Source organism: Streptomyces sp. NPDC046716, from assembly GCF_040645755.1.
GTDB lineage: Bacteria > Actinomycetota > Actinomycetes > Streptomycetales > Streptomycetaceae > Streptomyces.
Genome location: NZ_JBEYYU010000078.1, coordinates 12,656 through 36,698 on the forward strand (window position 1 = coordinate 12,656; position 24,043 = coordinate 36,698).

The following is a 24,043-nucleotide window of genomic DNA, read 5'->3' on the forward strand; positions in this document are numbered from 1 at the left end:
ACGCTACCTCCTTCCACGCGCTGCGCCCACACCGACGTACGAGCCGCACCCGATACGGAAGCAGACCCGCATGCGCATATCGGCACTTGTAACGCCGTTCAGGGGGCACTATGGCTGGGTGGCTGCCGCAAGGTCGTCGTCCGGTGCGACACGGTACGAATACAGCGATGCGGGCCCGGTGCGCGGGGCCGTACGCAAGGTCGGCCGTGCCCTGAGACTGCCGTTCACCGGCACGGCGCGCGGTATCCGGAAGGCGACACACGCGCACGGCGCGGGCGAGTCGGGCCTCGGAAAACTCATCGAACTCCATGCGGTGAACGGCGCCGGCGACGTCATGATCACGGTCGCGCTCGCGTCGACGGTGTTCTTCTCGGTGCCGACGGACGAGGCGCGCGGCCGGGTGGCCCTGTATCTGGCGATCACGATGGCGCCGTTCACCCTCCTGGCCCCCGTCATCGGACCGCTGCTCGACCGGCTGCCGCACGGGCGGCGCGCCGCGATGGCCGGTTCGATGATGGCGCGGGCGCTGCTCGCCCTGGTCCTGTCCAGCGCCGTGGTGGGCGGCAATCTCCAGCTGTATCCCGCCGCGCTGGGCGTGCTGGTCGCGTCGAAGGCGTACGGCGTGGTGCGCTCGGCCGTCGTGCCGCGGCTGCTGCCGCCCCGCTTCTCCCTGGTCAAGGCCAATTCGCGGGTCACCCTCGCCGGGCTGCTCGCCACCGGCGCGGCGGCGCCGGTCGGGGCCGGGTTGCAGGCGATCGGGCCGCGCTGGCCGCTGTTCGGGGCGTTCGCCCTCTACGTCTCCGGGATGTTCCTGTCGTTCTCGATGCCGCGCAAGGTCGACTCGGCGAAGGGCGAGAGCAGGGCGCTGCTCGTCGCCGACGCCGAACATCTGCACGGCCCCGCGAAGCGGCAGCGCAAGCCCGGGCTTCGCACGGTCGGGCCCGCCGTCACGCACGCCCTCGCGGCGAACGCCTCGCTGAAGTGCCTCTCCGGCTTCCTGATCTTCTTCCTCGCGTTTCTGCTCCGCGAGCATCCGATGACCGGGCAGAGCGCGGCCGTCTCGCTCGGCATCGTCGGGGTGGCGGCGGGCGCCGGGAACGCGCTGGGGACGGCCGTCGGGGCCTGGCTCAAGGCCCGGGCGCCCGAGATCATCATCGTGACGGTGGTGGCCGTGGTGCTGGGCGTCGCCGTCCTGTCCGCGGTGTTCTTCGGGGCGGTGATGACGGCGTGTCTTGCGGCGGTGGCCGGGTTCGCGCAGGCCCTGTCCAAGCTGTCGCTGGACGCGACCATCCAGCGGGATGTTCCGGAGGCGGTGCGGACGTCTGCTTTTGCCCGGTCCGAGACGTTGTTGCAGGTGGCCTGGGTCTTGGGCGGGGCCATCGGGATCGCGCTTCCCCTGGTCGGGGCGCTGGGGCTCTCTGTGGCGGCCGCGATCGTGGCACTCGGCTGGCTCAGCACGGTCCGCGGCCTCCTCAAATCGGCCCACCACTCGGCCCCGGCCAGACTCACTTAGCCCCGATCAGCCTGCGAGCCGCTGGGACCGGTCGCGCAGTTCCCCGCGCCCCTGAGTCGTTCTTCGTCCGCGCCCCGGTGGCCGCTTCTCGCGCAGTTCCCCGCGCCCCTGAGATGCGCACTTCGTGCGCCATCTCATCAGAGAGGCGCGCTCCGTCCGGCACCTCGGCGCAGAAGCACGCCCCGCCCGGCACCTCGGCGAAGAGGCGCACCCCGTGCGGCACCTCCACGGAGAAGCACGCCCAGCCCGGCACCTCGGCGGAGAGGTGCGCCCCGTGCGGCACCTCATCAGAAAGGCGCACCCCGCCCGGCACCTCGGCGAAGAGGCGCACCCCGTGCGGCACCTCGGCGGAGAGGCGCGCCCCCTGCGGCACCTCATCGGGGAGGCGCGGCGGAGCCGCAGCCTCGAGGGGAGGCTGCGCGCAGCGCATGCCTCAGGGGCGCGGGGAACTGCGCGACCAGCCACGACGAGAGCCGCGCCCAACCACGCACCCAAGCCCGCCCGAGCACCACCCCCGACCACGCACCCAGGCCCACCCGAGCACCACCCCGGCCCACCCGAGCACCGCCCCCGACCACGCACCCCCAACCCCGGCCACGCCGACACACGCCCCACCCTGAGCGGCAGCGGACCCGCCAGATAGCCTTCCGCCATGACCTCCCAGCGTTTCGCCGCGCGCCACCGCCGCGCCCTGGCCGCCGTCGGTGCCGTAGGTGCCGGACTGCTTGCCCTCTCCGCCTGCGACAAGCCGACCCCGCTGGCCACCGTCACGGTGGACCGCAACACGGTGAACTCCGAGGCCACCTGCTACGCCGACGGCAAGTCGCTCAAGACCTCCTCCCTCCAGGGCTGCCTGAAGGACAAGGGCGCCGAGACGATCAAGGTCGACCCCGACGCGACGGTCCGCTTCGGCGTCGACCCCGAGATCGCGGACAAGGGCTGGACGATCCTGATGAACGGCCAGCCCCTGACCGACGCCAGCAAGAAGACCTACCGCACCGTCCCGGGCAGCGTGTTCTTCAACCAGCAGTACGGCGCCACCGGCTCGGCCACCACGGTCACGATCCTGGAGGGCGGCAACTCGAAGGCGTACGGCCTGTGGTCGTTCAAGCTCGAGAAGGACTCCTGACGGACGCCGCGCACATCCTCGTAGCCACCGCGGTCCCGGCGGAACGGGACGCGGTGGCGCGAGGCCTGCACGCGGCCGGCCCGGCGTTCGACGTGGTCGCGGTGGGCGTCGGCCCGGCGGCCGCGGCGGCCGGCACCGCCACCGCCCTGACGAAGGCGGCCCTCGCCGGCCGCCCGTACACGCTGGTCGTCTCGGCCGGCATCGGCGGCGGCTTCACGGCCCCGCCCGGCGCGGTCCTGGTCGCCGACGCGATCACCGCCGCCGACCTCGGCGCCGAGACCCCCGAGGGCTTCGTACCGGTGACCGAACTCGGGTTCGGCACCGTCACCCACCGTCCGCCGGCTTCCCTCGTACGAGACATCGCCGCCCGCACCGGAGCGGCCGTCGGCACCGTGCTCACCGTCTCCACCGTGACCGGCACCGCCGACCGCGCCGCCCTGCTGGCCCAGCGCCACCCCGGCGCCGTGGCAGAGGCCATGGAGGGCTTCGGAGTCGCCGAGGCGGCGGCCGCACACGACGTTCCCGTGGCCGAGATACGTACCGTCTCCAACGCCGTCGGGCCCCGCGACCGAGCCGCCTGGCGCATCGGTGACGCGCTCGCCGCGCTCTCCGACGCGTTCGGGAAGGCGGCGCCCGTACTGGAGAGTTGGAAGAACACATGACGGAACAGAGCACAGCCCCGACGCGCATCGCCTTCTCGCCCTGCCCGAACGACACCTTCGTCTTCGACGCCTGGGCCCACGGCCGCGTCCCCGGCGCCCCCGCGCTGGACGTGACCTTCGCGGACATCGACATCACCAACGGCGTGGCCGAGCGCCGCGACCCCGCGTTCGACCTCCTGAAGGTCAGTTACGCGGTCCTGCCCTACGTCCTCGACGACTACGCGCTGCTGCCCTGCGGCGGCGCCCTCGGCCGGGGCTGCGGCCCGCTCGTGCTGACCCGCGAGGCGGGCGTCGACCTCTCCGACAAGCGCGTCGCCGTGCCGAGCGAGACCTCGACCGCGTATCTGCTCTTCCGGCTGTGGGCGGCCGACACGGTGCCCGGCGGCGGGGTCGGCGAGATCGTCGTCATGCCGTTCCACGAGATCATGCCCGCCGTGCGCGACGGCAAGGTCGACGCCGGGCTCGTCATCCACGAGGCCCGCTTCACCTACCAGAACTACGGCCTGCACAAGCTGGCCGACATGGGCGAGCACTGGGAGGCCACGACCGGCCTGCCGATCCCGCTCGGCGCGATCATCGCCCGGCGCGACCTCGGCGCCGAGAAGCTGCGCGCCTACGCGGACGCCGTGCGCACCTCCGTCCGGCTGGCCTGGGACGCGCCCGAGGCCTCGCGGGCGTACGTCATGGAGCACGCCCAGGAGATGGACCCGGCCGTCGCCGACCAGCACATCGGGCTCTACGTCAACGAGTTCACCGCCGACCTCGGCGAGGACGGCTACGCGGCGATCCGCGGGCTGCTCACCCGGGCCGCCGCCGAGGGCCTGGTCCCTGCGCTCGCCCCGGACGCGCTCGCGTTCCCGTAATTGACCCGCGTTTCCGGCCGCCCAATGCACCATGCGGCGGGTCTTTCCGCGCCGTAGATTCGAAGACGTACCGAGCGGACGTCACAGAAGAGGGTGCGGATCATGAGCAGAATCGCCGTCGCGGGAGCCACCGGAACGGTCGGCACGATGATCTCCGCCCGGCTCACGGCGGCCGGGCACACGGTGGTGCCGGTCTCCCGCGCCGCCGGGGTCGACCTGCACACCGGTGCGGGCCTGAAGGAGGCGCTCACCGGGGCGGACGCGGTGATCGACGCGGCGAACGCGTTCCCGTCCGACCCGGACGCCGATGTCGTCGAGGTCGTGGCCGGGGCCACCCGGCTGCTGCTGGACACGGCGCGCGAGCTGGGGGTCGGGCGATTCGTCCTGGTCTCCATCTGCAACATCGAGAACCCGGTGTTCGACCAGAACCCGTACTACGTCGCCAAGCGCGAGCAGGAGAAGGCGGTGGCGGCGAGCGGGTTGCGCGGGACGGTCGTGAAGACGACGCAGTGGCACGAGTTCGCGACCAACCCGGCCGCGGTGGCCTTCGGCGATTCCGGGGTGAGTGTCGGGGACTGGCTGATTCAGCCGGTCGCCGCGGATGCTGTCGCCGAGGTGGTGGCCGAGGTGGTCGTCGCCGACGAGGCTCCGGAGGTCGTGGAGTTGTCCGGGCCGGAGACGATTCGGCTTCCCGAGCTGACGGCTCGGCTGCTGGCGGTCCGGGGCGATGACCGTCCCGTGGCGGCCGTCCCCGCGGTGATCCCGGAACTCTCGGAGGGTGTGCAACTGGCCCCCGCCACGGCCCGCATCGTGGGCCCGTCGATCGAGGAGTGGCTCAGCACCCAGGCCGAGTAGGACGTGCCTCGTCGTCGGCTGCGGCCCGGTGGGGGCTGGTCGCGCAGTTCCCCGCGCCCCTGAAGGCATGCGCTGCGCGCGCCTTCCCCTGCCCCTGGGCGAGCGGAGCTCGCTCCCAGGGGCGCGGGGAACTGCGCGAGAAGAGGCCACCGGGCCGCGCGTGACGAACTACCCAGGGGCGCGGGCCGGCCACGACAGGCGCCGCGACCGGAGGTCAGACGTCCAGTTGGTCGGCGACCGCGCGGAGGAGGCCCGCGATTTTCTTGCCGGCGGCCTTGTCCGGGTAACGGCCCCGCTCCAGCATCGGCGTGATGTTCTCCAGCACCGTCGTCAAGTCCTGCACGATCGACGCCAGTTCGTCCGGCTTGCGGCGCTGGGCCGCCGCCACGGACGGGGTCGGATCGAGAATCGTGACCGAGAGCGCCTGATCGCCGCGCTGCCCCGCGACCACCCCGAACTCGACCCGCTGGCCGGGCTTGAGGGAGTCGACGCCGGCCGGAAGTACGGAGGAGTGCACGAAGACGTCGCCGCCGTCGTCGCGGGAGAGGAAGCCGAAGCCCTTCTCGCTGTTGAACCACTTGACCTTGCCGGTAGGCACGTGAAGTCCTCGTCCTCGTACTAGAAAGAAAACGCTCTGGACAGCTCTGGACAGCAATACAGCGGGCCGAGGCCGGCCCGCCGCCACCTAGACTATGGGCCTCTCTGGGCTGGGAACTACCCTGGCGGGGTGCGTGACAAAACCCAACTCAATTCCCGGGCAGCCGTGAGCGGCCCCGGTGACGGCCTCGTGAAAGCGGGCGGCATCGTCTTCGTCCTGGGGGCCATCGCCACCCTGGTCACGATGGCCCCGCTGTTTCTCGGCACCGACCCGTTCCCGCCCGTCGCCTACGCGGTGTGCATGCTGATGGGCGTCGGTTTTCTGCTGGCCGCGGCCGGGGTGCTGCGCGGCATCGCCGTCCAGCGCCGTCAGGCGCGCTCGGCCACGTAACCCGCCAGCCACTCCGGGAACGCGGTGAGGTCCGTGAGGATCACGTCCGCGCCCGCGGTGCGGAGGGTGTCGGCATCGCAGGGACCGGTCGGCACCGCCACGGACAGCGCCCCCGCGGTGCGTGCGCCGCGTACGTCACCGATGTGATCGCCGACGTAGACGCTCGCGCCGTGCTCGCGCAGCGCCTCGCCCTTGCCCTCGGCCCACAGGTCGCCGACGACGGCGTCCGCGTCGATGCCCAGGTGGGCCAGGTGCAGCTTGGCGTTGGGCTCGTACTTCGCCGTGACGACGATCGCCCGGCCGCCCGCCGCGTGCACGGCGGCCATCGTCTCGTGGACGCCCGGCATCGGCAGCGTCGGCTCGATGCCGTATGTGGGATACATCTCACGGTAGAGGTCGGACATGGCCGGGATCTCCTCGGCCGGGAACCAGTTCGCCATCTCGTCGGTGAGCGGCGGGCCGAGCCGGGTGACGACCAGGTCCGCGTCGATGTACGTGCCGGTCCGCTCGGCCAGGGCCACCCAGGTCGCGCGGATCCCCGGGCGCGAGTCGATCAGCGTCATGTCGAGGTCGAATCCGACGACGGGGCCGGGGGCGGAGGTGAGGGCGGTGTCGGGGACGGGGTTCTGGGGATCTGTGAGGGCAGCCATGGCCGCCATTGTGCCCGGGCATACGATGACCCCGCACAGCTGATACTTAGCTAAGCCTTACCAAGCCCGCGTACGTCCTTGGAGAGCACGCCCATGCCCGTCAGACCCGGTGCCGTCGGCGCTGTCAGGGTGGGTGCGCTCGTGGTGGCCGCCGTGGCCCTGGTGCTCGCGGTGCTGCTCAGCCTCGCGGTGGGCGCCCGCGCCATCGCGCCGACCGATGTTCTCGACGCCCTGCTGCACGGCGGGCACAGCGACGCCGCCGAGGTGGTCCGGGGCCTGCGGGTGCCGCGCACCGTGGTCGGGGTGATGGTCGGCGCGGCCCTCGCGCTCGCCGGAACCGTGCTCCAGGGCATCACCCGCAACCCCATCGCCGACCCCGGCATCCTCGGCATCAGCCAGGGCGCCTCGGTCGGGGTCGTGCTCGCGATCGCGTACCTGGGGATCCACACGCTCACCGGGTACGTGTGGTTCGCGTTCGCCGGGGCCGGGATCGCGGCCGTCGCCGTGTACGCGATCGCCGCGTCCGGGCGGGGCGGCGCGACCCCCGTGAAACTGGCGCTGGGCGGCGCCGCGATCAACGCCCTCCTTGTCTCCGTGACGACGGCCGTGCTGACGACGAAGGCGTCCGCGCTGGACGAGTTCCGGTTCTGGCAGGTCGGTTCACTGTCCGGCCGGGACAGCGACCTCATCGGCCAGATCTGGCCGTTCCTGCTGGTCGGCGTGGTGCTCGTACTGTCCGTCGCGCGCGGCCTGGACGCGCTCGCGCTCGGCGAGGACGTGGCGAAGGGGCTCGGGCAGCGGGTGGCGACCGTACGGATCGTCGGCGGACTCGGCGCGACCGTGCTGACCGGGGTGGGCGTCGCCGCCGCCGGGCCCATCGCGTTCATCGGGCTCGCCGTGCCGCACATCGCCCGCGCCGTGGTCGGCTCCGACCATCGCTGGCTGCTGCCGATGGCCGCGCTCATCGGACCCGTGATGCTGCTGGTGTCGGACACGGTGGGCCGGATCGTCTTCCCGCCGAGCGAGGTGCCCGCCGGGGTGATGACCGCGCTGCTCGGGGTGCCGTTCCTGGTGACCCTGGTCCGCCGGAAGGCGGTGCCCGCGTGAGCGCGGTGGACGGAGCGCGCGGGGCGCGCCGGGTGCGTCCCGCCGGGTACGCGGTGCTGCGGGCGGGCCGGGCCCGGTTCCTCGTGCATCGCCGGGCGAGCGTCGTGGCGGCGGTCTGCGCGGCGCTGCTGGCCGCCTCCTGTGTGGCCTATCTGTGCGTCGGGGAGACGTTCACAAGCCCCGCCGAGGTGTTCAAGGTCCTCACCGGCCAGCCGTCGCCGGACGAGCTGGTCGTGGGCACCCTGCGCGAGCCGCGCATGGTCGTCGGGCTGCTGGTGGGCGCGGCGTTCGGGATCGCGGGCGCGCTGATCCAGACCGTCGCCCGCAACCCCCTCGCAAGCCCCGACATCATCGGCATCAGCCAGGGCGCGAGCGCGGTGACGGTCGCCGCGATGACCTTCGGCCTCACCTCGTATGCGTATCTGCCGTACGTGTCCGTGGCCGGCGGAGTCGTCGCCGCCGCGCTCGTCTACCTCTTCGCCTGGCGGGGCGGCCTGCACGCCACCCGCTTCGTGCTGATCGGCATCGGCTTCGCGATCGCGCTGCGCTCGGTGACGACCCTGTTCATGACCAAGGGCGACTATCTCGTCGCCCAGCAGGCCCAGATCTGGATGACCGGCTCCCTCAACGGGCGCGGCTGGGCCGAGGCCCGCCCGCTCGCCTGGGCACTCCTCGTCCTGCTCCCCTGCGTCGCGTGGGCCGCCCGCGCGCAGCGCACCGTCTCCCTCGACGACGACACCGCGACCGCGCTCGGGGTGCGGCTCGGGCGGGTGCGGCTCGGGCTCGTCGCGCTGGGCGTGGTGCTCGCGTCGCTGGCCACCGGCGCGGCCGGGCCCGTCGACTTCGTGGCGCTGCTCGCCCCGCAGATCGCCCGGCGCGTGACCCGCACCGCGCAGATCCCGCTGGTGACGTCCGCGCTGCTCGGCGCGCTCATCGTGGTCGTCGGGGATCTGCTGGCCCGCCGCCTGTTCTCCCCGACCGAACTGCCGGTGGGCGTGCTGACGGCGGCCGTCGGCGCGCCCTATCTGATCTGGCTGATCGTCCGCAGCCGTGCTGTCCGCACGAGTTCCACCCGTTCCGGAGGTACCGCATGAGCCGGCTGCTCGCCCGCGACCTGACGCTCGCCTACGACGACCGCGAGGTCGTGCACGGGCTCGATCTCGCCGTGCCCGACGGGCAGGTCACGGTCATCGTGGGGCCGAACGCGTGCGGCAAGTCGACGACGTTGCGGGCGCTCGGGCGGCTGCTGCGGCCGGCCGGCGGGTCCGTGGTGCTCGACGGGCGGGCGCTCGCCGAACTCCCCACGAAGAAGATCGCCCAACAGATCGGGTTGTTGCCGCAGACGCCGGTGGCGCCCGAGGCGATCACCGTCGGCGACCTGGTATCGCGCGGGCGGCAGCCGCATCAGCACTGGTGGCAGCAGTGGTCCGACGCCGACGAGCGCGCCGTGACCGAGGCCATGGAGCGCACCGATGTCGCCGCTCTCGCCGAGCGCAGCGTCGATGAACTCTCCGGGGGGCAGCGGCAGCGCGTCTGGATCGCCATGGCGCTCGCGCAGGAGACGGACATCCTCCTCCTCGACGAGCCGACGACGTACCTGGACATCGCGCACCAGGTCGAAGTCCTGGACCTGGTACGGCAGTTGAATCACGACAAGGGGCGTACGGTCGCGGTCGTCCTCCACGATCTCAACCAGGCCGCGCGCTATGCCGATCACCTGGTGGCGATGAAGTCGGGCCGCATCGTGGCCGAGGGCCCCCCGTCCAAGGTCATCACGGCCGACCTGGTCCAAGAGGTCTTCGGCCTGACCTGCATAGTCGTCCCCGACCCGGTAACCGGCTCCCCCCTGATAGTCCCCGGCTCCCCCTGGTCCCCTTCCGCGGCTTGAGCACGGCGGGTGCCACTCGGACGCAGCTTTCGTCGTGGCTGGTCGCGCAGTTCCCCGCGCCCCTGAGGCATGCGCTGCGCGCAGCCTCATCCGATGAGATGGCGCACGCAGTGCGCATCTCAGGGGCGCGGGGAACTGCGCGACCAGCCACCACGGGAGCCGCGCGTGACGCACATAGGCTCACCCAACGTGACCTCCCGCACGCTCAAAGCAGCCCCCTACCTGCTCCCGGCCACCTCGGCGGCCGCCCTGATCGCCCTCTGCCTCATCCAGCACACCCCGATGTCCGACGTCCTGGTCTACCGAGCGGAGGGCACCGCGGCGGCAGCCGGTGGGCGGCACCTCTACGACTTCACCGTCACCGAGTGGCAACTCCCGGCGACCTATCCCCCGTTCGCCGCACTGCTCTTCATCCCCACCACCTGGCTCCCCCTCCCCGCGCTGAAGGCCACCTTCCTCCTCGGCAACATCGCCCTCACCGCCCTCCTCGTCCACCTCTCCTGGCACCGCCTGGCCGGCCGGGCCCCCCGCGCCACGGTCCTCTGCACGGCGACCGCGCTGGCCCTCTGGCTCGAACCCGTCTTCCAGACCGTCGTGTTCGGCCAGATCAACCTCGCCCTGGCCTGCCTGATCCTCTGGGACCTCACCCGCGGGGACGCCGCCCCCGCCAAGGGCCTCACGCTCGGCATCGCGGCCGGCGTCAAACTGACCCCGGCCGTCTTCATCGCGTACCTGTTCCTGACGGGAAAGCGCCGCGAGGCCGCGTACGCGAGCGCCGGATTCCTCGGCACCGCCGCAGTGGGCGCGCTCGTCCTGCCGTACGCCAGCGGGGAGTTCTGGACCCGGCGGCTCTACGAGACCGGGCGCGTCGGCAAGGCGTGGATCGTGGACAACCAGTCGCTCCAAGGGCTCGTCGCCCGCGCCCTGCACACCACCGAACCGGGCCTGCTCTGGGCGGTCCCGGCGGCCCTGGTCGCCGTCGCCGGGCTCCGCGCCGCGACCCGCCTGCCCGCCCCGCGAGGCATCGTCGTCACGGCCGTCACCGCGCTGCTGGTCTCCCCGATCAGCTGGTCGCACCACTGGGTGTGGTGCGTGCCGCTGCTCGCGCTGCTGTGGGCGCGCGGCCGACACCGTACGGCCGTGGCGGTCGCGGTCGTCTTCACCGCCCGCACGATGTGGCTGCTGCCGCACCAGGGCGACCTGGACCTGGCGCTCCCGTGGTGGCAGCAACCGCTCGCGGCGCCGTACCCGCTGCTCGGCCTCGTCCTGATCGCCGCCTGGGGTCAGCTCTCGGCGAGGAGTTCGTCGGCGTCGACGATCCGGTACGCGTAACCCTGCTCGGCCAGGAACCGCTGCCGGTGCGCGGCGAAGTCCTGGTCGATGGTGTCGCGGGCGACGACCGAGTAGAACCGGGCCTCGTGCCCGTCCGCCTTCGGCCGCAGCACCCGGCCGAGGCGCTGCGCCTCCTCCTGGCGCGAGCCGAACGTGCCCGACACCTGGATGGCGACGGTGGCCTCCGGCAGGTCGATGGAGAAGTTCGCGACCTTGGACACGACCAGCACGCTGATCTCGCCCTCGCGGAAGGCGTCGAAGAGCTTCTCGCGCACGGCGTTCGTCGTCTCGCCCTTGATGACGGGGGCGTCCAGGTGGGCGCCCAGCTCGTCGAGCTGGTCGATGTACTGGCCGATGACGAGGGTCTGCTCGCCCGCGTGCTTCTTCACCAGCGCCTCGGTCACCTTGCGCTTGGTGGCCGTCGTCGCGCAGAACCGGTACTTCTCCTCGGCCTCGGCGGTGGCGTACGCGAGCCGCTCGGAGTCGGTGAGATTGACCCGGACCTCGACGCAGTCGGCCGGCGCGATGTAGCCCTGCGCCTCGATCTCCTTCCACGGCGCGTCGAACCGCTTCGGCCCGATCAGCGAGAACACGTCCGACTCGCGGCCGTCCTCGCGGACGAGCGTCGCGGTCAGGCCGAGCCTGCGGCGCGCCTGGAGGTCGGCGGTGAACTTGAAGACCGGCGCGGGCAGCAGGTGCACCTCGTCGTAGATCACCAGCCCCCAGTCGCGGGAGTCGAACAGCTCCAGGTGCGGGTAGACACCCTTCCGCTTGGTGGTGAGGACCTGGTACGTGGCGATGGTGACCGGCCGGATCTCCTTCTTCGTACCGCTGTACTCGCCGATCTCGTCCTCGGTCAGCGAGGTCCGCTTCACCAGCTCGTGCTTCCACTGGCGGGCCGAGACGGTGTTCGTGACGAGGATCAGGGTGGTCGCCTTCGCCTCGGCCATCGCACCGGCCCCGACCAGCGTCTTTCCGGCGCCGCAGGGCAGGACGACGACGCCGGAGCCGCCGTGCCAGAAGCCCTCGACGGCCTGCTTCTGGTACGGGCGCAGGGACCAGCCGTCCTCGGCCAGCTCGATGGAGTGCGCCTCGCCATCGACGTACCCGGCGAGGTCCTCGGCCGGCCAGCCCAGCTTCAGCAGCGTCTGCTTGATCTGGCCGCGCTCGGAGGGGTGCACGGCCACGGTGTCCGGGTCGATCCGGGCGCCGACCAGCGGCTGGATCCGCTTCGAGCGCAGGATCTCTTCCAGGACCGGGCGGTCGGTGCAGGTCAGGACGAGGCCGTGGGCGGGGTGCTTGCTGAGCGTGAGCCGACCGTAGCGGTCCATGGTCTCGGCGATGTCGACGAGCAGCGCGTGCGGGACGGGGTAGCGGCTGTACTCGACCAGGGCGTCCACGACCTGCTCCGCGTCGTGGCCGGCCGCCCGCGCGTTCCACAGTCCCAGCGGGGTCAGCCGGTAGGTGTGGATGTGCTCGGGGGCGCGCTCCAGTTCGGCGAACGGGGCGATCGCACGGCGGCAGGCGTCGGCCTGCTCGTGGTCGACCTCCAGGAGCAGGGTCTTGTCCGACTGGACAATGAGTGGACCGTTCACGCGCGGCACCCTTTCGGTAGGCCAAACGTCCAGTGTGCCTCATGCTCCGCGAACCCCGAGATCGTCTTCGTCTGAAGCCCCACCGGGCCGCAGGCAGACGACAAACCCCGGGGTCACCCCCCGTCGGGCTCCAGCTCCGCCACGCCCGTCACCCGGTGCAGCGGATAGGTGCGGACCTCGTCCGCCGTGTGGTCGTAGGCCGTCACGAACCCGCCCTCGACCCGGATCGGCGCGATGACCCGCTGACTGGCGGAGCCCTCGGCGTTCACGTAGCCGATCCACAGCGTGTCCCCGGTGAGGACAGCCGCCTGCATCGTGGCGAGGGTGTCGGCGGAGCTGGTGCGAGGCAGTTCGCCGTTGGCGGCCGGGGCCTGCTTGCGGGGCGTCGTCGCGGCGGCGTCCCCCGCGCGGATGGCCCGGATCGCGGCGCCGAGCAGCGTGCCGTCGGGCAGCGGAGGCCCGTCGGGAACCGGCTCGGGGGCCGTGCGCGGCGGCGTCCGGTGGGCGTGCGCGCGGGTGATCAGGACATCGCCCTCGGCGGTCTCGGCGGCCGGCGCGAACCCCATCGCGCGCAGCCCTTCGAGGAGCGTGCCGGGATCGGCCTGGGTGGCGAGGACGGTCGGGGCGAGACGGCGCAGGCGCAGGCCCGCCGACCGCTTGTCGGCGAGGATCTCGCCGAGCACGGTGTCGTCGTCGCAGCGCACGTACGCGGAGGCCGCCCCGATGCGCAGATGCCCGTGCCGCCGGGCCACGTCGTCGATCAGGTAGGTGAGGGGCTGCGGGACGGGCGTACGGGAGTGGGCGGTCAGGAACGCGTGCAGGTCGGAGGCGGTGCGGCCCGCGTCGAGGGCGCGGCGCACCGAGCCGGGCGTGAACCGGTAGACGGTCGCGCCGCCCTTGGACTCGACGTCGGCCAGCACGGACAGCGCCTCGCCGAGCGGCCGCTCCAGCGGGCCGGGGGCGACCGCCGTCAGGTCGGCCTGGAGCAGCACGTGGTCCAGCGGGTCGGGCAGCAGCGGGCCCAGCAGCTTCTCGGCGCGGGCCAGCGCCACGGACGCCTCGGCCGAAGCGTCCGGCGCCTCCGCGTGGGCGGTCAGCAGCGCCCGGCCGTGCGCGGCCAGCGCGCCGCGCCCGGTGAACCCGAGCAGTTCGGCCTCCGCGAGCGTCCAGCGGGCCAGCCGGGTGCGCAGGTCGAGCGTCGCGGGCGAGGGACGCTCCCAGGTCAGCCGGGCGGTCACCGACTCCGGGTCCGGTTCGGCGCCCTCCGGCAGCGCGGCGAGCAGCCCGAGGACGTGCCGGCGCACCTCGGGCGCGGCCGACCGGTCCAGGTGCGGGCCGAGCGCGGACAGCGTGCGGTCCTTGCCGTCGCGGCCGCCCACCAGGCCGGAGGTGCGGGTCGCCGCGAGCCAGGCCGTGGCGAGCCGCGTCCACCGCTCGACCGGGGGCCGCTCCAGCCACTCGTCGTGGGCCGGGGTCGCCGCGTACCGCTCGTCGGCCTCGCCGTCCGAGGCCAGCAGCCCGGCGGCGTAGGCGAGTTCGACCCAGAAGGCGGCCGTCTGCTCGTCGGTGTCGAGGGCGGCGGCGGTGCGCTTGAGGTCGCGCACGCTCAGGCCGCCCGCGCGCAGTACGGCCGGACCGCCCTCGTCCCAGTCCTTCAGCAGCTCCTCGACGGTGTCGAGCGCGGTGTACGCCTGCGCCGCCGCGGTCGCGTCCACAACCTGTGGACGGTGCTCGGCGCGCGCCGCGACCTCGGGCGGCAGCGGCTCCAGGGTGCGGTGCGCGCGCCCGCCGCGCAGGTGCAGCGCCGCCTCCCGGGGCAGCACGACGGTGCCGGGCGTCGTCGGCACCAGCAGCGCCCGGTCGAGCAGCCAGCGCAGATGGGCGGCGGGCCGGGCCGTCACCTGCCCGTACGGAGGCCCCCACACGAGCCGGTTCAGTACGTCGATGGCCTCGGCGGGCGCGTCGTCGAGCAGCGCCGACATCCGCTCGGGGTCGGTGAACAGGGCGGTGAGCGCGGCGAGCGCCGACACCGGGTCGTGGGTGCTCGGCAGCCCGGCCGCCGCGACGATCTCCTGGACGCGGCCCGGCGACATCCCGGAGGTGGCCTCGGCGACGGTCGGCCCGAGGCCGGTCGGCGAGGGGTGCTGCGGGGTCGGCACCAGCAGTTCGCGGGCCGTGCGCACCAGCCGCAGCTGGTCGTCGCCGCCCCAGACGAGCGCCTGCTCGCGCAGGTCGGCCACGGCGCGCGGCAGCGTCTCCCCGGTGTCCGGACCCGGCAGCAGGGCCGCCAGCGCGTCGTACGTCGCCGGTTCCGGGGCCACCGCGAGGGCCTGCGCCACCTGCTGGGTGAAGCGGTCCAGGCGGTCCAGGGCGCGGACCACCGAGGCGCGGGTGCCGGCCCGGGTGGCCAGTTGCGTGAGGTCGTTGGGCACCGGACTGAGCAGGTCGGGGCGGGCGCGCAGGAGGCGTGCCAGGGAGTCGTCGTCCCTGCCGCGCAGGGCCTCCGCCAGGGAGCGGGGTGCCGCCGGGGTCTGCTCGTTGGGGCTCATCTGTCCCACGGTAGCGGTGGAACAAGCCTCTCCGGCGATTGAGGAGCGGGGTGCGGGGCAGCGCCCCGAAACCCGCGCCCGTGGGGGCGGGACATTCGCGATACCGTCGGGCCATCAACTGCTGCACCCCGGAGGGGACTTCGTGGGGATCGAGAGTGATCAGCTCGTCTTCGACTATCTGAGCCGGGTCGGAGACCTGGCCCAGCAGCGCCAGATGCCGTCCGCGACACGGATGCGCCTGGTCACGGAGTTGCGGGGGGAGATCGACCGGCGCCGCGCGAAGACGACCGTGGACAGTCCGGCCGCCGTGCGCCGCATCCTGGACCGCCTCGGCTCCCCGGACCGGATCGTGACGGGGGCCCAGGAAGGCGGGGCGGGCGGGACGCAGGCCGATCCGGCGGCGCCGCTCGTGCGGCCGCTGCCCGAGCAGCCCACCGGCAAGGCCGACCGGACCGGCGGGCTGCGCCGGAGGGTGCCGCGGCCGCGCCGTGCGGCCGCGCCCGAACCGGCCGTCCCCGAGGACGTGCCCGCGCCGCCGCATCTGGCCGGGACCGACGAGCTGGGCGTGTCCGGTGACGTGAGCGACTGGTGGCGGATGGGCGACGGCACGTCCGGCTCGCTCACCGAGGTGGACAGCGTGCCCGGGTTCGTCGGCGGGGTGGAGATCCCCGACATCCTCAGGCCGCCGAAGAAGCGCGAGGACGGCCCGGATCTGCGCAAACGCCCGTCGGTGCCGGTGGAGGACGACGAGCCGGAGGACGAGCGGGAGACGGAGGAGGCGGCGGGGGGCGCCCCGGCGAAGGGGGTGCGGCGGCTGCGGCGCGCCGTCGTCCCCGCGGGCGGCCTGACCAACCCCTTCCTGCTGCTGGCCGCCGCCACCCTGGTCGTCGGCGCGGTCCTCGGCAACATCCTTGTCCTGCTGGCCGGCTGGGCCGTCGTCTTCCTGTCCCGCCGGCTGACCGACTTCCAGAAGAAGGTGGCGGTGTTCGGGCTGCCCGCCCTCGCCGTCGCGGGCGGTGTCGTCTGGCTGTGGGGGCGCGGTGCCGGGAAATGGGGCGCGCGGATCGCCGAGGGGCAGATGAGCGGCGCGTTCCAGGAGACCTGGCCGTGGGTGCTGCGCTGCGCCGCGATCGCCTCCGCGCTGTATCTGCTGTGGCGGTCGCAGCGCACCCGTTTCTGAGGCCGGTCCGGGTGGTCAGCGGGCGAGGTCGGACTCCAGCTCGCCGAGGATCTGGTTCGCCGCGGTGTAGCCGATGCCCTGGATCCACAGCTCGTCGTCCACCTGGAACACCTTGCCGTCCCGCACCGCCCTCAGCTTCCGCCACAGGCCGCTCGTGGTGGTCTCGGTGACCTTCGCCTTGTTCGGATTGCCGTACGTGGACGTGAAGATGACGTCGGCCGCGGCCTTGTCGATCTGCTCGGGGCTCACGTCGTACGAGAACCCGTCCTTGGCCTTGTCGGTGATCGCGGGGCGGCCGATGCCGACGTCGGCGAGGATCGTGCCGATGTAGTTCTTCTTGCCGTAGATCCGGATGTCGGCTCCCTCGACGAACCGGACGACGTTGACGCCGATGTCCGCCGCCTTCTTCTTGCCGCCGAGCGCTTCGGTGACGGCGGCGGCATGTTCCTCGTACTTCTTGACGGCCGTGCGGGCCTGCGGCTTCTTGCCGAGGGCGTCGGCGTGCACCAGGAAGTTCTGCTTCCAGGGGTAGCCGGTGGTCTCCGTGAGCACGGTCGGGGCGATGGCGCTGAGCTGCTGGTAGCGCCCGCCGTCGCGGACCTTGTTGCTGAGGATCAGGTCCGGCTTCAGCGCGGCGATCTTCTCCAGGCTGGGGTTGGCGATCTCGCCGACCTCGGTGATGCCGGTGGTTCTGTCCTTGGGGAGGTACGAGAGGAAGGCGGATGCGGCGCCGGCGCGGGTGGCTCCTACGGGTCTGACGCCGAGGGTGATCGCGGAGTCGAGCTCCGCGGTGTCCAGGACGACGACGCGGCGGGGGCGGTCCTTGACCTTCACGTCGCCCATCGCGGTCTTGACGGTGTGCGTGCCGGAACCGGTCCCGGCGGAAGGGGAGTTGTCCTTCTCCGCGCCGCCGGAGGAGCAGGCCGTCAGGGTCAGGGCCAGGGCCAGGGTGACGAGGGTGACGGTGCCGTGGCGGGGGCGCGATGCGGTCACGGGGTGCCTTTCGGTCGTCGGGGCTGCGTCCTGAGTCTGACCGCTGCGGCCGTTCCCCGCGCCCTTAAATCCAGATCCCACGCCCGCCTCTCGCCGCGGGTCAGAAGCCGGGGCGGAAGCGCCGCAGGCGGAGGCTGTTGGCGACCACGAAGACCGAGGAGAAAGCCATGGCCGCACCAGCGATCATGGGATTCAAAAGCCCCGCCGCGGCGAGCGGAAGCGCCGCCACGTTGTACGCGAACGCCCAGAAAAGGTTCGACCGGATCGTGCCCAACGTCCGCCGGGCGAGCCGAATCGCGTCGGCCGCCGACCGCAGGTCACCCCGGACGAGGGTGAGGTCCCCGGCCTCGATCGCGGCATCCGTACCCGTACCCATCGCGAGCCCCAGATCGGCCTGCGCCAGCGCCGCCGCGTCGTTGACCCCGTCGCCGACCATGGCCACGGAACGCCCCTCCCCCTGAAGCCGCTTGACGACGTCGACCTTGTCCTGGGGCAGCACCTCGGCGATGACGTCGTCGGGGTCGGTGATCCCGACCTCGGCGGCGACGGCGCGGGCGACGGCGGCGTTGTCCCCGGTCAGCAGAACGGGCCGCAGCCCCAGCCCCCGCAGCCGCCGGACGGCATCCGCGCTGGTCTCCTTCACCGCGTCGGCGACTTCGAGCACGGCCCGCGCGGCCCCGTCCCAGGCCACCGCGATCACGGTCCGCCCGGCCGCCTCGGCCTCCTTCTTGGCCCGCGCGAGCCCCTCGGGCAGCTCGATCTCCCACTCCCGCAGCAACTGCTCCCGGCCGACCAGCACCGCGTGCCCGTCGACGACGCCCTGCACCCCGAGCCCGGCGACGTTCGCGAAGTCCTCGGGGACGGGCAGCGGGCCCACGCGCTCGGCGGCGCCCGCGGCGACGGCCCGCGCGATCGGATGCTCGGAGCTGTGCTCGAGCGCGCCCGCGAGCCGCAGCGCCTCGTCCTCCGTCACCCCGTCGGCGACGTGCGTGGCGAGCAGCGTCATCCGGCCCGTCGTCACGGTGCCGGTCTTGTCGAGGACGATCGTGTCGACGCGGCGGGTCGTCTCCAGGACCTCGGGGCCCTTGATGAGGATGCCGAGCTGGGCGCCGCGCCCGGTGCCGACCATGAGCGCGGTCGGGGTGGCGAGCCCGAGGGCGCACGGGCAGGCGATGATCAGGACCGCGACGGCGGCGGTGAAGGCGGCCGTCCAGCCCGCGCCGTTGCCGAGCCAGAAGCCCAGCGTGGCGATCGCGAGGGCGATGACGACCGGGACGAAGACGCCGGAGATCCGGTCGGCGAGCCGCTGGGCGGCCGCCTTGCCGTTCTGCGCGTCCTCGACCATGCGGGCCATCCGGGCGAGCTGGGTGTCGGAGCCGACCCGGGTGGCCTCGACGACGAGCCGTCCCCCGGCGTTGAGCGTGGCGCCGGTGACGGTGTCGCCGACCGCGACCTCGACCGGTACGGACTCGCCGGTGAGCATGGAGGCGTCCACGGCGGAGGAGCCCTCGACGACGGTGCCGTCGGTGGCGATCTTCTCGCCGGGCCGCACCAGGAACCGGTCCCCGGCCTTCAACTCCCCGATCGGAACGGTCGCTTCACGCCCGCCGTCCCGCAGCACGGTGACGTCCTTGGCGCCCAGTTCGAGCAGCGCCCTGAGCGCGGCGCCCGCCTTCCGCTTGGAGCGGGCCTCGAAGTAGCGGCCCGCGAGGATGAACGCGGTGACTCCGGCGGCGGCCTCCAGGTAGATGTTCCCCGCGCCGTCGCCGCGCCCGATGGTCAGCTCGAAGGGGTGGGTCATGCCGGGAGTGCCCGCGGTGCCGAGGAACAGGGCCCACAGCGACCACAGGAACGCGGCCGAGGTGCCCAGCGAGATCAGCGTGTCCATCGTCGCGGCGCCGTGCCGCGCGTTCGTGAACGCGGCCCGGTGGAAGGGCCAGGCCGCGTACGTCACCACGGGCGCGGCGAGGGTCAGGGAGAGCCACTGCCAGTACTCGAACTGGAGGGCCGGGACCATCGCCATCGCCACGACGGGCGCGGCGAGCACGACGGCGGTGATCAGGCGCTGGCGCAGCGGCCGGAGCTCGTCGTCGGCCGCGTCCTTCGCGTCCGTCGCGTCCTCGCCGGGGGCGGCGGCCGGCGGCTCGGGCTCGTGCGCCGTGTAGCCGGTCGCCTCGACCTTCGCGATCAGATCGGCGACGGAGACCCCGTCCGCATAGCTGACCTGCGCCTTCTCGGTCGCGTAGTTGACGGTCGCCTCGACGCCGTCCATCCGGTTCAGCTTCTTCTCGATCCGGGCGGCGCACGACGCGCAGGTCATGCCGCCGATGGCGAGTTCCACCCGGGCGGGCGGGGCGACGGTGTGCGCCGACATGTGGCCTCCTTCGGTCGGGGCTCCGGGACGAGTACCCCTCACTATGATCCATGTATACCCCTAGGGGGTATGAATCGCAAGGCTCGACCACCCTTGACACGGTACCCCCTAGGGGTATGGTCGGAGAAATTCACCGCACACGGACCGCACCACGGACCGCACCACGGACCGCACCACGGACCGAGCCACGAGGAGCCCGCCATGCACACCGGACTGAAGATCGCCGCCGTCGCGGCCGCGGCCGCCGCCACGTTCGGCACCGCGTACGGGGTGGGCAGCGGGGTGGCTCCCGTCGTCGCGGAGAAGCGGCCCGCCGCACATGAGGCGCATGAGACACATGAGCCCGGGGCGGACGAGGACGGGGGCGCCGCCGACCCGGTCCCCGGCGGCCTCCAGGTCTCCGACCGCGGCTACACCCTCGACCTGGAAAAGGACCGCCTCCCGGGCACGACCGGCGAGCTCCGCTTCACCATCCGCAAGGACGGCACGGGCAAGCCCCTCACCGCGTACGAGACGGAGCACGGCAAGCAGCTGCACCTGATCGTCGCCTCGCGGGACCTCACCGCGTACCGCCATCTGCACCCGGTGCGGGCGGCCGACGGCACCTGGTCGACACCCGTCTCGCTGCCCAAGGCGGGCGACTACCGCGTCTTCGCCGACTTCACCCCGCGCGGAGCGAAGGAGGGCCTGACGCTCGGCGCCGGGCTCGGCGTCGCGGGGACGTACGCGCCCGCGCCGCTGCCGGAGCACTCCACGACGGCGCGCGTCGCGGGCGGCTACGAGGTCGGGGTGGACGGCGATCTCGCGGCGGGCGCGGCCCGCGAGCTGACCCTGACCGTCACGAAGAACGGCCGGCCCGTCACCGATCTGGACCCCTACCTCGGCGCGTACGGGCACCTGGTCGCACTGCGCGCGGGCGATCTGGCCTACCTTCACGTACACCCGCACGAGGGCGGGCCGGGGCCGGAGGTTTCCTTCACCGCGACCGCGCCCAGTTCCGGGACGTACCGGCTCTTCCTCGACTTCAAGCACGACGGCGAGGTCAGGACGGCTGCGTTCACGGTGCACGCGGCGTAGGCTGAGCGGGACATTGGACTAGACCTATCGACCTGTCAGGAGCCTCATGAGCAAGCGTGCAGTCCTGGAGGTGATCGCCCTCGACGCGGAGGACGCCGTCGCCGCCCAGGCCGGTGGGGCGGACCGCCTTGAGCTGGTCACCGACATGGCCGCGGACGGGCTGACGCCGTCGGTGGAGACGTTCGCGGCGATCCGCGGGGCCGTGGAGATCCCGCTGCGCGTGATGCTGCGGCTCGCGGACGGGTTCGCCGCGGGGGACGTCCAGGAGCTGGTGGCGCGGGCGCGGGCGTTGCGGGCGGCGGGCGCCGACGAGTTCGTGCTCGGGTTCCTGGATGAGCACGGGGGGCCCGACATGGCCGCCGTCGAGCGTCTGGTGGGCGAGCTGGGCGGGTGCCGGTGGACGTTCCACCGGGCCGTCGACCGGGCCGCGGACCGGGACGCCCTGCGCAAGCAGCTCGCCGATCTGCCTGGCCTGGACACGTATCTGACGGCGGGTTCGGCGGACGGCGTGGACGCCGGGCTCGACGTCCTCGTCGCCGAGGCGGCCCGGTCGACGGCCGGGGAGCCCGGGTACGAGCAGCAGATCCTGGTCGGCGGGGGGCTCCGCCTGGAGCATGTCGCCGGGTTGCGCTCCGCCGGGGTGTCGGCGTTCCACATCGGCGGCGCGTCTCGCCCCGCGGGGTGGGCGGGGCCGGTGTCGTCGGAGGCGGTACGCGTGTGGCGCGAGGCGCTGGACAACTGACCCGCTCGTCGTCCGGCTGACGGCCGGCGGCCGCTTCTCGCGCAGTTCCCCGCGCCCCTGAAGGCATGCGCTACGCGCGCCTTCCCCAGCCCCTGAGCGAGCGCAGCTCGCGTCAGGGGCGCGGGGAACTGCGCGAGAAGCGGCCACCGGCCCGCACACGACAAACCACCCAGGGGCGCGGGGAACTGCGCGGTCGGCGGCGCTACACGGGGGCCAGTTCGCCCGGCAGGGAAGTGGCGTGGACGACGGTCAGGCCCGACACGGCCCGGGTCAGAGCCACGTACAGCCGCCGCAGCCCCGTACGTTCGTCGGGCTCGCCGCTCACCACGGCGGCCGGCTCGTCGAGGACGACGTAGTCGTACTCCAGACCCTTGGCCAACGACGCCGGCACCAACGTCAGCCGCGCCTCGGCCGTCGTCTCCTCACCCGGCGCCAGGAACACCATCCCGGCCTCGGTCAGCAACTCCCCCAGCACCGCACACCGCGCATCGGCCGCGATGAGCCCGATCGACCCCTCGTGCTCCAGCGCCTCCCGGCACGCGGCGACCACATCGAGGTCACCGGAGACGCCCCGCACCTCGAACACCCCGGGATTCTCACGCACCGACGCCACCGGAGCGAGCCCGGGCGCGATGTGCGGCAGGAGCCGGGACGCGTACGTGATGACGTCGGTCGGCACGCGGAAACCGGCCGTCAGCTCCTCCACCACGGCGTCCGGCTTGCCCAGGTGCCCCAGCGCCTCGCCCCAGCTCTGGGTGGCCCACGGAGTGGTCCCCTGCGCGAGGTCGCCGAGCACGGTCACGGACCCGGTCGTGGCGCGCCGCCCGACGGCCCGGTACTGCATCGGGGAGAGGTCCTGCGCCTCGTCGAGCACGACGTGCCCGAGCGAGTGCGTCCGCTCCACGAGGTCGGCGGCCTCGTCGATCAGCACGGCGTCGGCGGCGGACCACTTGACGGACTTCACGCTGCGCGCGGGCTTCGCCCAGAGCACGGTCTTCTGTTCGTGGTCGTCGAGCAGCCCGTCGGCGTGCTCGGCGAGGAAGTCGGCGTCGGACAGCAGCCGCAGCACCAGCTTGGCGGGGTCGACGGGCGGCCAGATCTCCTTGACGGCGGCCTTCACGGCGGTGTTGCGCGCGACGGCGTTCTGCACCCGGTCGTCCGGGGCCTCCCCGGCCCGCTCCATCTGGACGAGCACGGCGTGCGCGATGCGCTGCGGCAGCGCCTCGCGGGCCGCGCCGTAGCGCATGTCGCGGGCCATCAACTCCCGGACCATCTCTTCGAGTTCGTACGAGGCGACCCGCCACCGCCGGGACCCGCGCACGACCACGATGCCCTCGCTCGGCAGGGTGATGTGCGAGCGGAGCGCCCGCCGCAGCACCTCGGCCATCCGGGCGTCGCCCTTGATCAGCGCGGCGGGGGCCTCGTCGGCGCCGCGCACCTGGACCGGCCCGGCGACGAGGTCGTCGACGGTCGCCTGCTTGACCTCCAACTCGCCGAGCGCGGGCAGCACTTGCTCGATGTAGTGCAGGAAGGACCTGTTCGGCCCGATGACGAGGGTGCCGGTGCGGGCGAGGCGCTCGCGGTGCGCGTAGAGGAGGTACGCGACACGGTGCAGGCCGACGGCGGTCTTTCCGGTGCCGGGGCCGCCCTGCACGCACACCGAACCGGCGAGCCCGCTGCGGACGATCTCGTCCTGCTCGGGCTGGATGGTGGCCACGATGTCGCGCATCGGGCCGACGCGCGGCCGCTCGATCTCCTGCTGGAGCAGCTGGCTGGTGCGCTCGGCTTCCGCCGGGTCGGTCAGGTTCTCGTCCTCGTAGGCGGTCAGCTCGCCGCCCGTGTAGCCGAACCTGCGGCGCAGCGCGACGTCCAGCGGGTCCTTCTTCGAGGCCCGGTAGAACGGCTGGGAGACCGGCGCGCGCCAGTCGATGACCATCGGGTCGCCCTCGGCGTCGTGCACATGGCGCCGCCCGATGTAGAACTGCTCGCCCTCCGCGCCCTCGGCCTGTTCGGCGCCGGGGGCGTGCAGGTAGTCGAGGCGGCCGAAGAAGAGCGGGGTGTGGCTCAGGTCGGCGAGCGCCTTGATCCGCTCCTCGATCTGGCGCTGGAGCACCTCGGCGTTCACCCAGTTCGCGGTGACGTCGCGGATGTCCAGGGCCTCGGCGTCCTCGCGCATGGCGCGCAGTGCTGCGCGGGACGAGGAGAGGTGCGCTCGCTCACGGTCGAGCGGCGACGCTGGCTGACTCACGGGTTCTGCCTCCGGCTCACGGTACGACTACGACACGGGCCGGCCGGTTTCCGACCGGGCGGCGGCGCTCCAGCGACGGGAGGCGGACAAGACGCGCGAGTGTACGCCTCCGCTCGGTGCCGGTGCCAACGGGTTTCGGGGTACTTCGTCCGCGGCTCCGGTGGGGGCTGGTCGCGCAGTTCCCCGCGCCCCTGAAGCGAGCTGCGCTCGCCCAGGGGCAGGGGAAGGCGCGCGCAGCGCATGCCAGCGAGGAAGGGCGTCCAGGAGGGTGTCCGCGGTCGCAGCCGAGTGAACGTCC

General features: G+C 73.1%; 20 protein-coding genes. 13 read left to right on the plus strand and 7 right to left on the minus strand.

The genetic code is table 11. The features are described from left to right. The first annotated feature begins 178 nt into the window (after positions 1–178). The 5 genes from ABZ930_RS36650 to ABZ930_RS36670 all read left to right on the plus strand — a co-directional run bounded on the left by ABZ930_RS36650 (position 179) and on the right by ABZ930_RS36670 (position 5,022). Positions 179–1,513 carry an MFS transporter gene (locus ABZ930_RS36650; protein ID WP_361558251.1) on the plus strand — a complete coding sequence of 445 codons (1,335 nt, stop codon included), beginning with the start codon at positions 179–181 and terminating at the stop codon, positions 1,511–1,513. A 652-nt stretch (positions 1,514–2,165) separates the two neighbouring features. Continuing rightward, positions 2,166–2,642, plus strand: coding sequence for a DUF2771 domain-containing protein (locus ABZ930_RS36655; RefSeq protein ID WP_361558204.1), 477 nt, complete (start codon positions 2,166–2,168; stop codon positions 2,640–2,642). Then, on the plus strand, positions 2,612–3,304 hold the full coding sequence (locus ABZ930_RS36660; protein WP_361558207.1) for a futalosine hydrolase: 693 nt from the start codon (positions 2,612–2,614) through the stop codon (positions 3,302–3,304). Before ABZ930_RS36655 ends, ABZ930_RS36660 begins: the two co-directional genes overlap by 31 nt. Further along, complete coding sequence (locus ABZ930_RS36665) at positions 3,301–4,167, plus strand: 1,4-dihydroxy-6-naphthoate synthase (protein ID WP_361558210.1); 867 nt, start codon at positions 3,301–3,303, stop codon at positions 4,165–4,167. Before ABZ930_RS36660 ends, ABZ930_RS36665 begins: the two co-directional genes overlap by 4 nt. A gap of 102 nt (positions 4,168–4,269) precedes the next feature. Continuing rightward, a complete protein-coding gene (locus ABZ930_RS36670; protein WP_361558213.1) occupies positions 4,270–5,022 on the plus strand; it encodes an NAD(P)H-binding protein in 753 nt (250 codons plus the stop codon). A gap of 214 nt (positions 5,023–5,236) precedes the next feature. On the opposite strand, the gene ABZ930_RS36675 is transcribed toward ABZ930_RS36670, so the two are convergent. Next, positions 5,237–5,620: a cold-shock protein gene (locus ABZ930_RS36675; protein WP_361558216.1), complete on the minus strand. Its 384-nt coding sequence runs from the start codon at positions 5,618–5,620 to the stop codon at positions 5,237–5,239. A 129-nt stretch (positions 5,621–5,749) separates the two neighbouring features. On the opposite strand from ABZ930_RS36675, the gene ABZ930_RS36680 reads away from it, so the two are divergent. Further along, positions 5,750–6,010 carry a hypothetical protein gene (locus ABZ930_RS36680; RefSeq protein WP_361558219.1) on the plus strand — a complete coding sequence of 87 codons (261 nt, stop codon included), beginning with the start codon at positions 5,750–5,752 and terminating at the stop codon, positions 6,008–6,010. Here the strand turns inward: ABZ930_RS36680 and ABZ930_RS36685 are convergent. Then, positions 5,989–6,669 carry an HAD family hydrolase gene (locus ABZ930_RS36685; protein ID WP_361558221.1) on the minus strand — a complete coding sequence of 227 codons (681 nt, stop codon included), beginning with the start codon at positions 6,667–6,669 and terminating at the stop codon, positions 5,989–5,991. The two genes, ABZ930_RS36680 and ABZ930_RS36685, sit on opposite strands and share 22 nt — an antisense overlap. Positions 6,670–6,753: 84 nt before the next feature. Between ABZ930_RS36685 and ABZ930_RS36690 the strand changes: the two genes are divergently transcribed. The 4 genes from ABZ930_RS36690 to ABZ930_RS36705 all read left to right on the plus strand — a co-directional run bounded on the left by ABZ930_RS36690 (position 6,754) and on the right by ABZ930_RS36705 (position 10,987). Then, a complete protein-coding gene (locus tag ABZ930_RS36690) occupies positions 6,754–7,767 on the plus strand; it encodes an iron ABC transporter permease (protein WP_361558223.1) in 1,014 nt (337 codons plus the stop codon). Next, a complete protein-coding gene (locus ABZ930_RS36695; protein WP_361558226.1) occupies positions 7,764–8,861 on the plus strand; it encodes an iron ABC transporter permease in 1,098 nt (365 codons plus the stop codon). Before ABZ930_RS36690 ends, ABZ930_RS36695 begins: the two co-directional genes overlap by 4 nt. Further along, positions 8,858–9,655: an ABC transporter ATP-binding protein gene (locus tag ABZ930_RS36700; RefSeq protein ID WP_361558229.1), complete on the plus strand. Its 798-nt coding sequence runs from the start codon at positions 8,858–8,860 to the stop codon at positions 9,653–9,655. The genes ABZ930_RS36695 and ABZ930_RS36700 overlap by 4 nt, the downstream gene beginning before the upstream one ends. A 282-nt stretch (positions 9,656–9,937) precedes the next feature. Then, positions 9,938–10,987 carry a glycosyltransferase 87 family protein gene (locus ABZ930_RS36705; protein WP_361558254.1) on the plus strand — a complete coding sequence of 350 codons (1,050 nt, stop codon included), beginning with the start codon at positions 9,938–9,940 and terminating at the stop codon, positions 10,985–10,987. On the opposite strand, the gene ABZ930_RS36710 is transcribed toward ABZ930_RS36705, so the two are convergent. Both ABZ930_RS36710 and ABZ930_RS36715 read right to left on the minus strand, forming a co-directional pair. Then, the gene (locus ABZ930_RS36710) at positions 10,939–12,582 is read right to left on the minus strand and encodes a DNA repair helicase XPB (protein WP_361558232.1); all 1,644 of its coding nucleotides are present in this window, start codon (positions 12,580–12,582) and stop codon (positions 10,939–10,941) included. The genes ABZ930_RS36705 and ABZ930_RS36710 overlap by 49 nt on opposite strands. Before the next feature lie 113 nt (positions 12,583–12,695). Then, complete coding sequence (locus ABZ930_RS36715; protein ID WP_361558235.1) at positions 12,696–15,131, minus strand: helicase-associated domain-containing protein; 2,436 nt, start codon at positions 15,129–15,131, stop codon at positions 12,696–12,698. Positions 15,132–15,273: 142 nt separating this feature from the next. Here ABZ930_RS36715 and ABZ930_RS36720 point away from each other — a divergent pair, with 142 nt between their 5' ends. Then, entirely contained in the window at positions 15,274–16,311 is a 1,038-nt protein-coding gene (locus ABZ930_RS36720) for a hypothetical protein (RefSeq protein WP_361558237.1), read from the plus strand. A 15-nt stretch (positions 16,312–16,326) separates the two neighbouring features. On the opposite strand, the gene ABZ930_RS36725 is transcribed toward ABZ930_RS36720, so the two are convergent. Together ABZ930_RS36725 and ABZ930_RS36730 are read right to left on the minus strand one after the other, a co-directional pair. Further along, on the minus strand, positions 16,327–17,304 hold the full coding sequence (locus ABZ930_RS36725; protein WP_361558240.1) for an iron-siderophore ABC transporter substrate-binding protein: 978 nt from the start codon (positions 17,302–17,304) through the stop codon (positions 16,327–16,329). Between the two features lie 100 nt (positions 17,305–17,404). Next, positions 17,405–19,678 (minus strand): heavy metal translocating P-type ATPase, encoded by a 2,274-nt coding sequence (locus ABZ930_RS36730; protein WP_361558243.1) that lies wholly within the window; start codon positions 19,676–19,678, stop codon positions 17,405–17,407. Between the two features lie 201 nt (positions 19,679–19,879). Between ABZ930_RS36730 and ABZ930_RS36735 the strand changes: the two genes are divergently transcribed. Continuing rightward, a complete protein-coding gene (locus ABZ930_RS36735) occupies positions 19,880–20,755 on the plus strand; it encodes a hypothetical protein (RefSeq protein ID WP_361558246.1) in 876 nt (291 codons plus the stop codon). A 46-nt stretch (positions 20,756–20,801) separates the two neighbouring features. Then, complete coding sequence (locus ABZ930_RS36740) at positions 20,802–21,497, plus strand: copper homeostasis protein CutC (RefSeq protein WP_361558248.1); 696 nt, start codon at positions 20,802–20,804, stop codon at positions 21,495–21,497. Positions 21,498–21,699: 202 nt separating this feature from the next. On the opposite strand, the gene ABZ930_RS36745 is transcribed toward ABZ930_RS36740, so the two are convergent. Continuing rightward, a complete protein-coding gene (locus tag ABZ930_RS36745; protein WP_361558257.1) occupies positions 21,700–23,673 on the minus strand; it encodes an ATP-binding domain-containing protein in 1,974 nt (657 codons plus the stop codon). Positions 23,674–24,043: the final 370 nt, after the last annotated feature.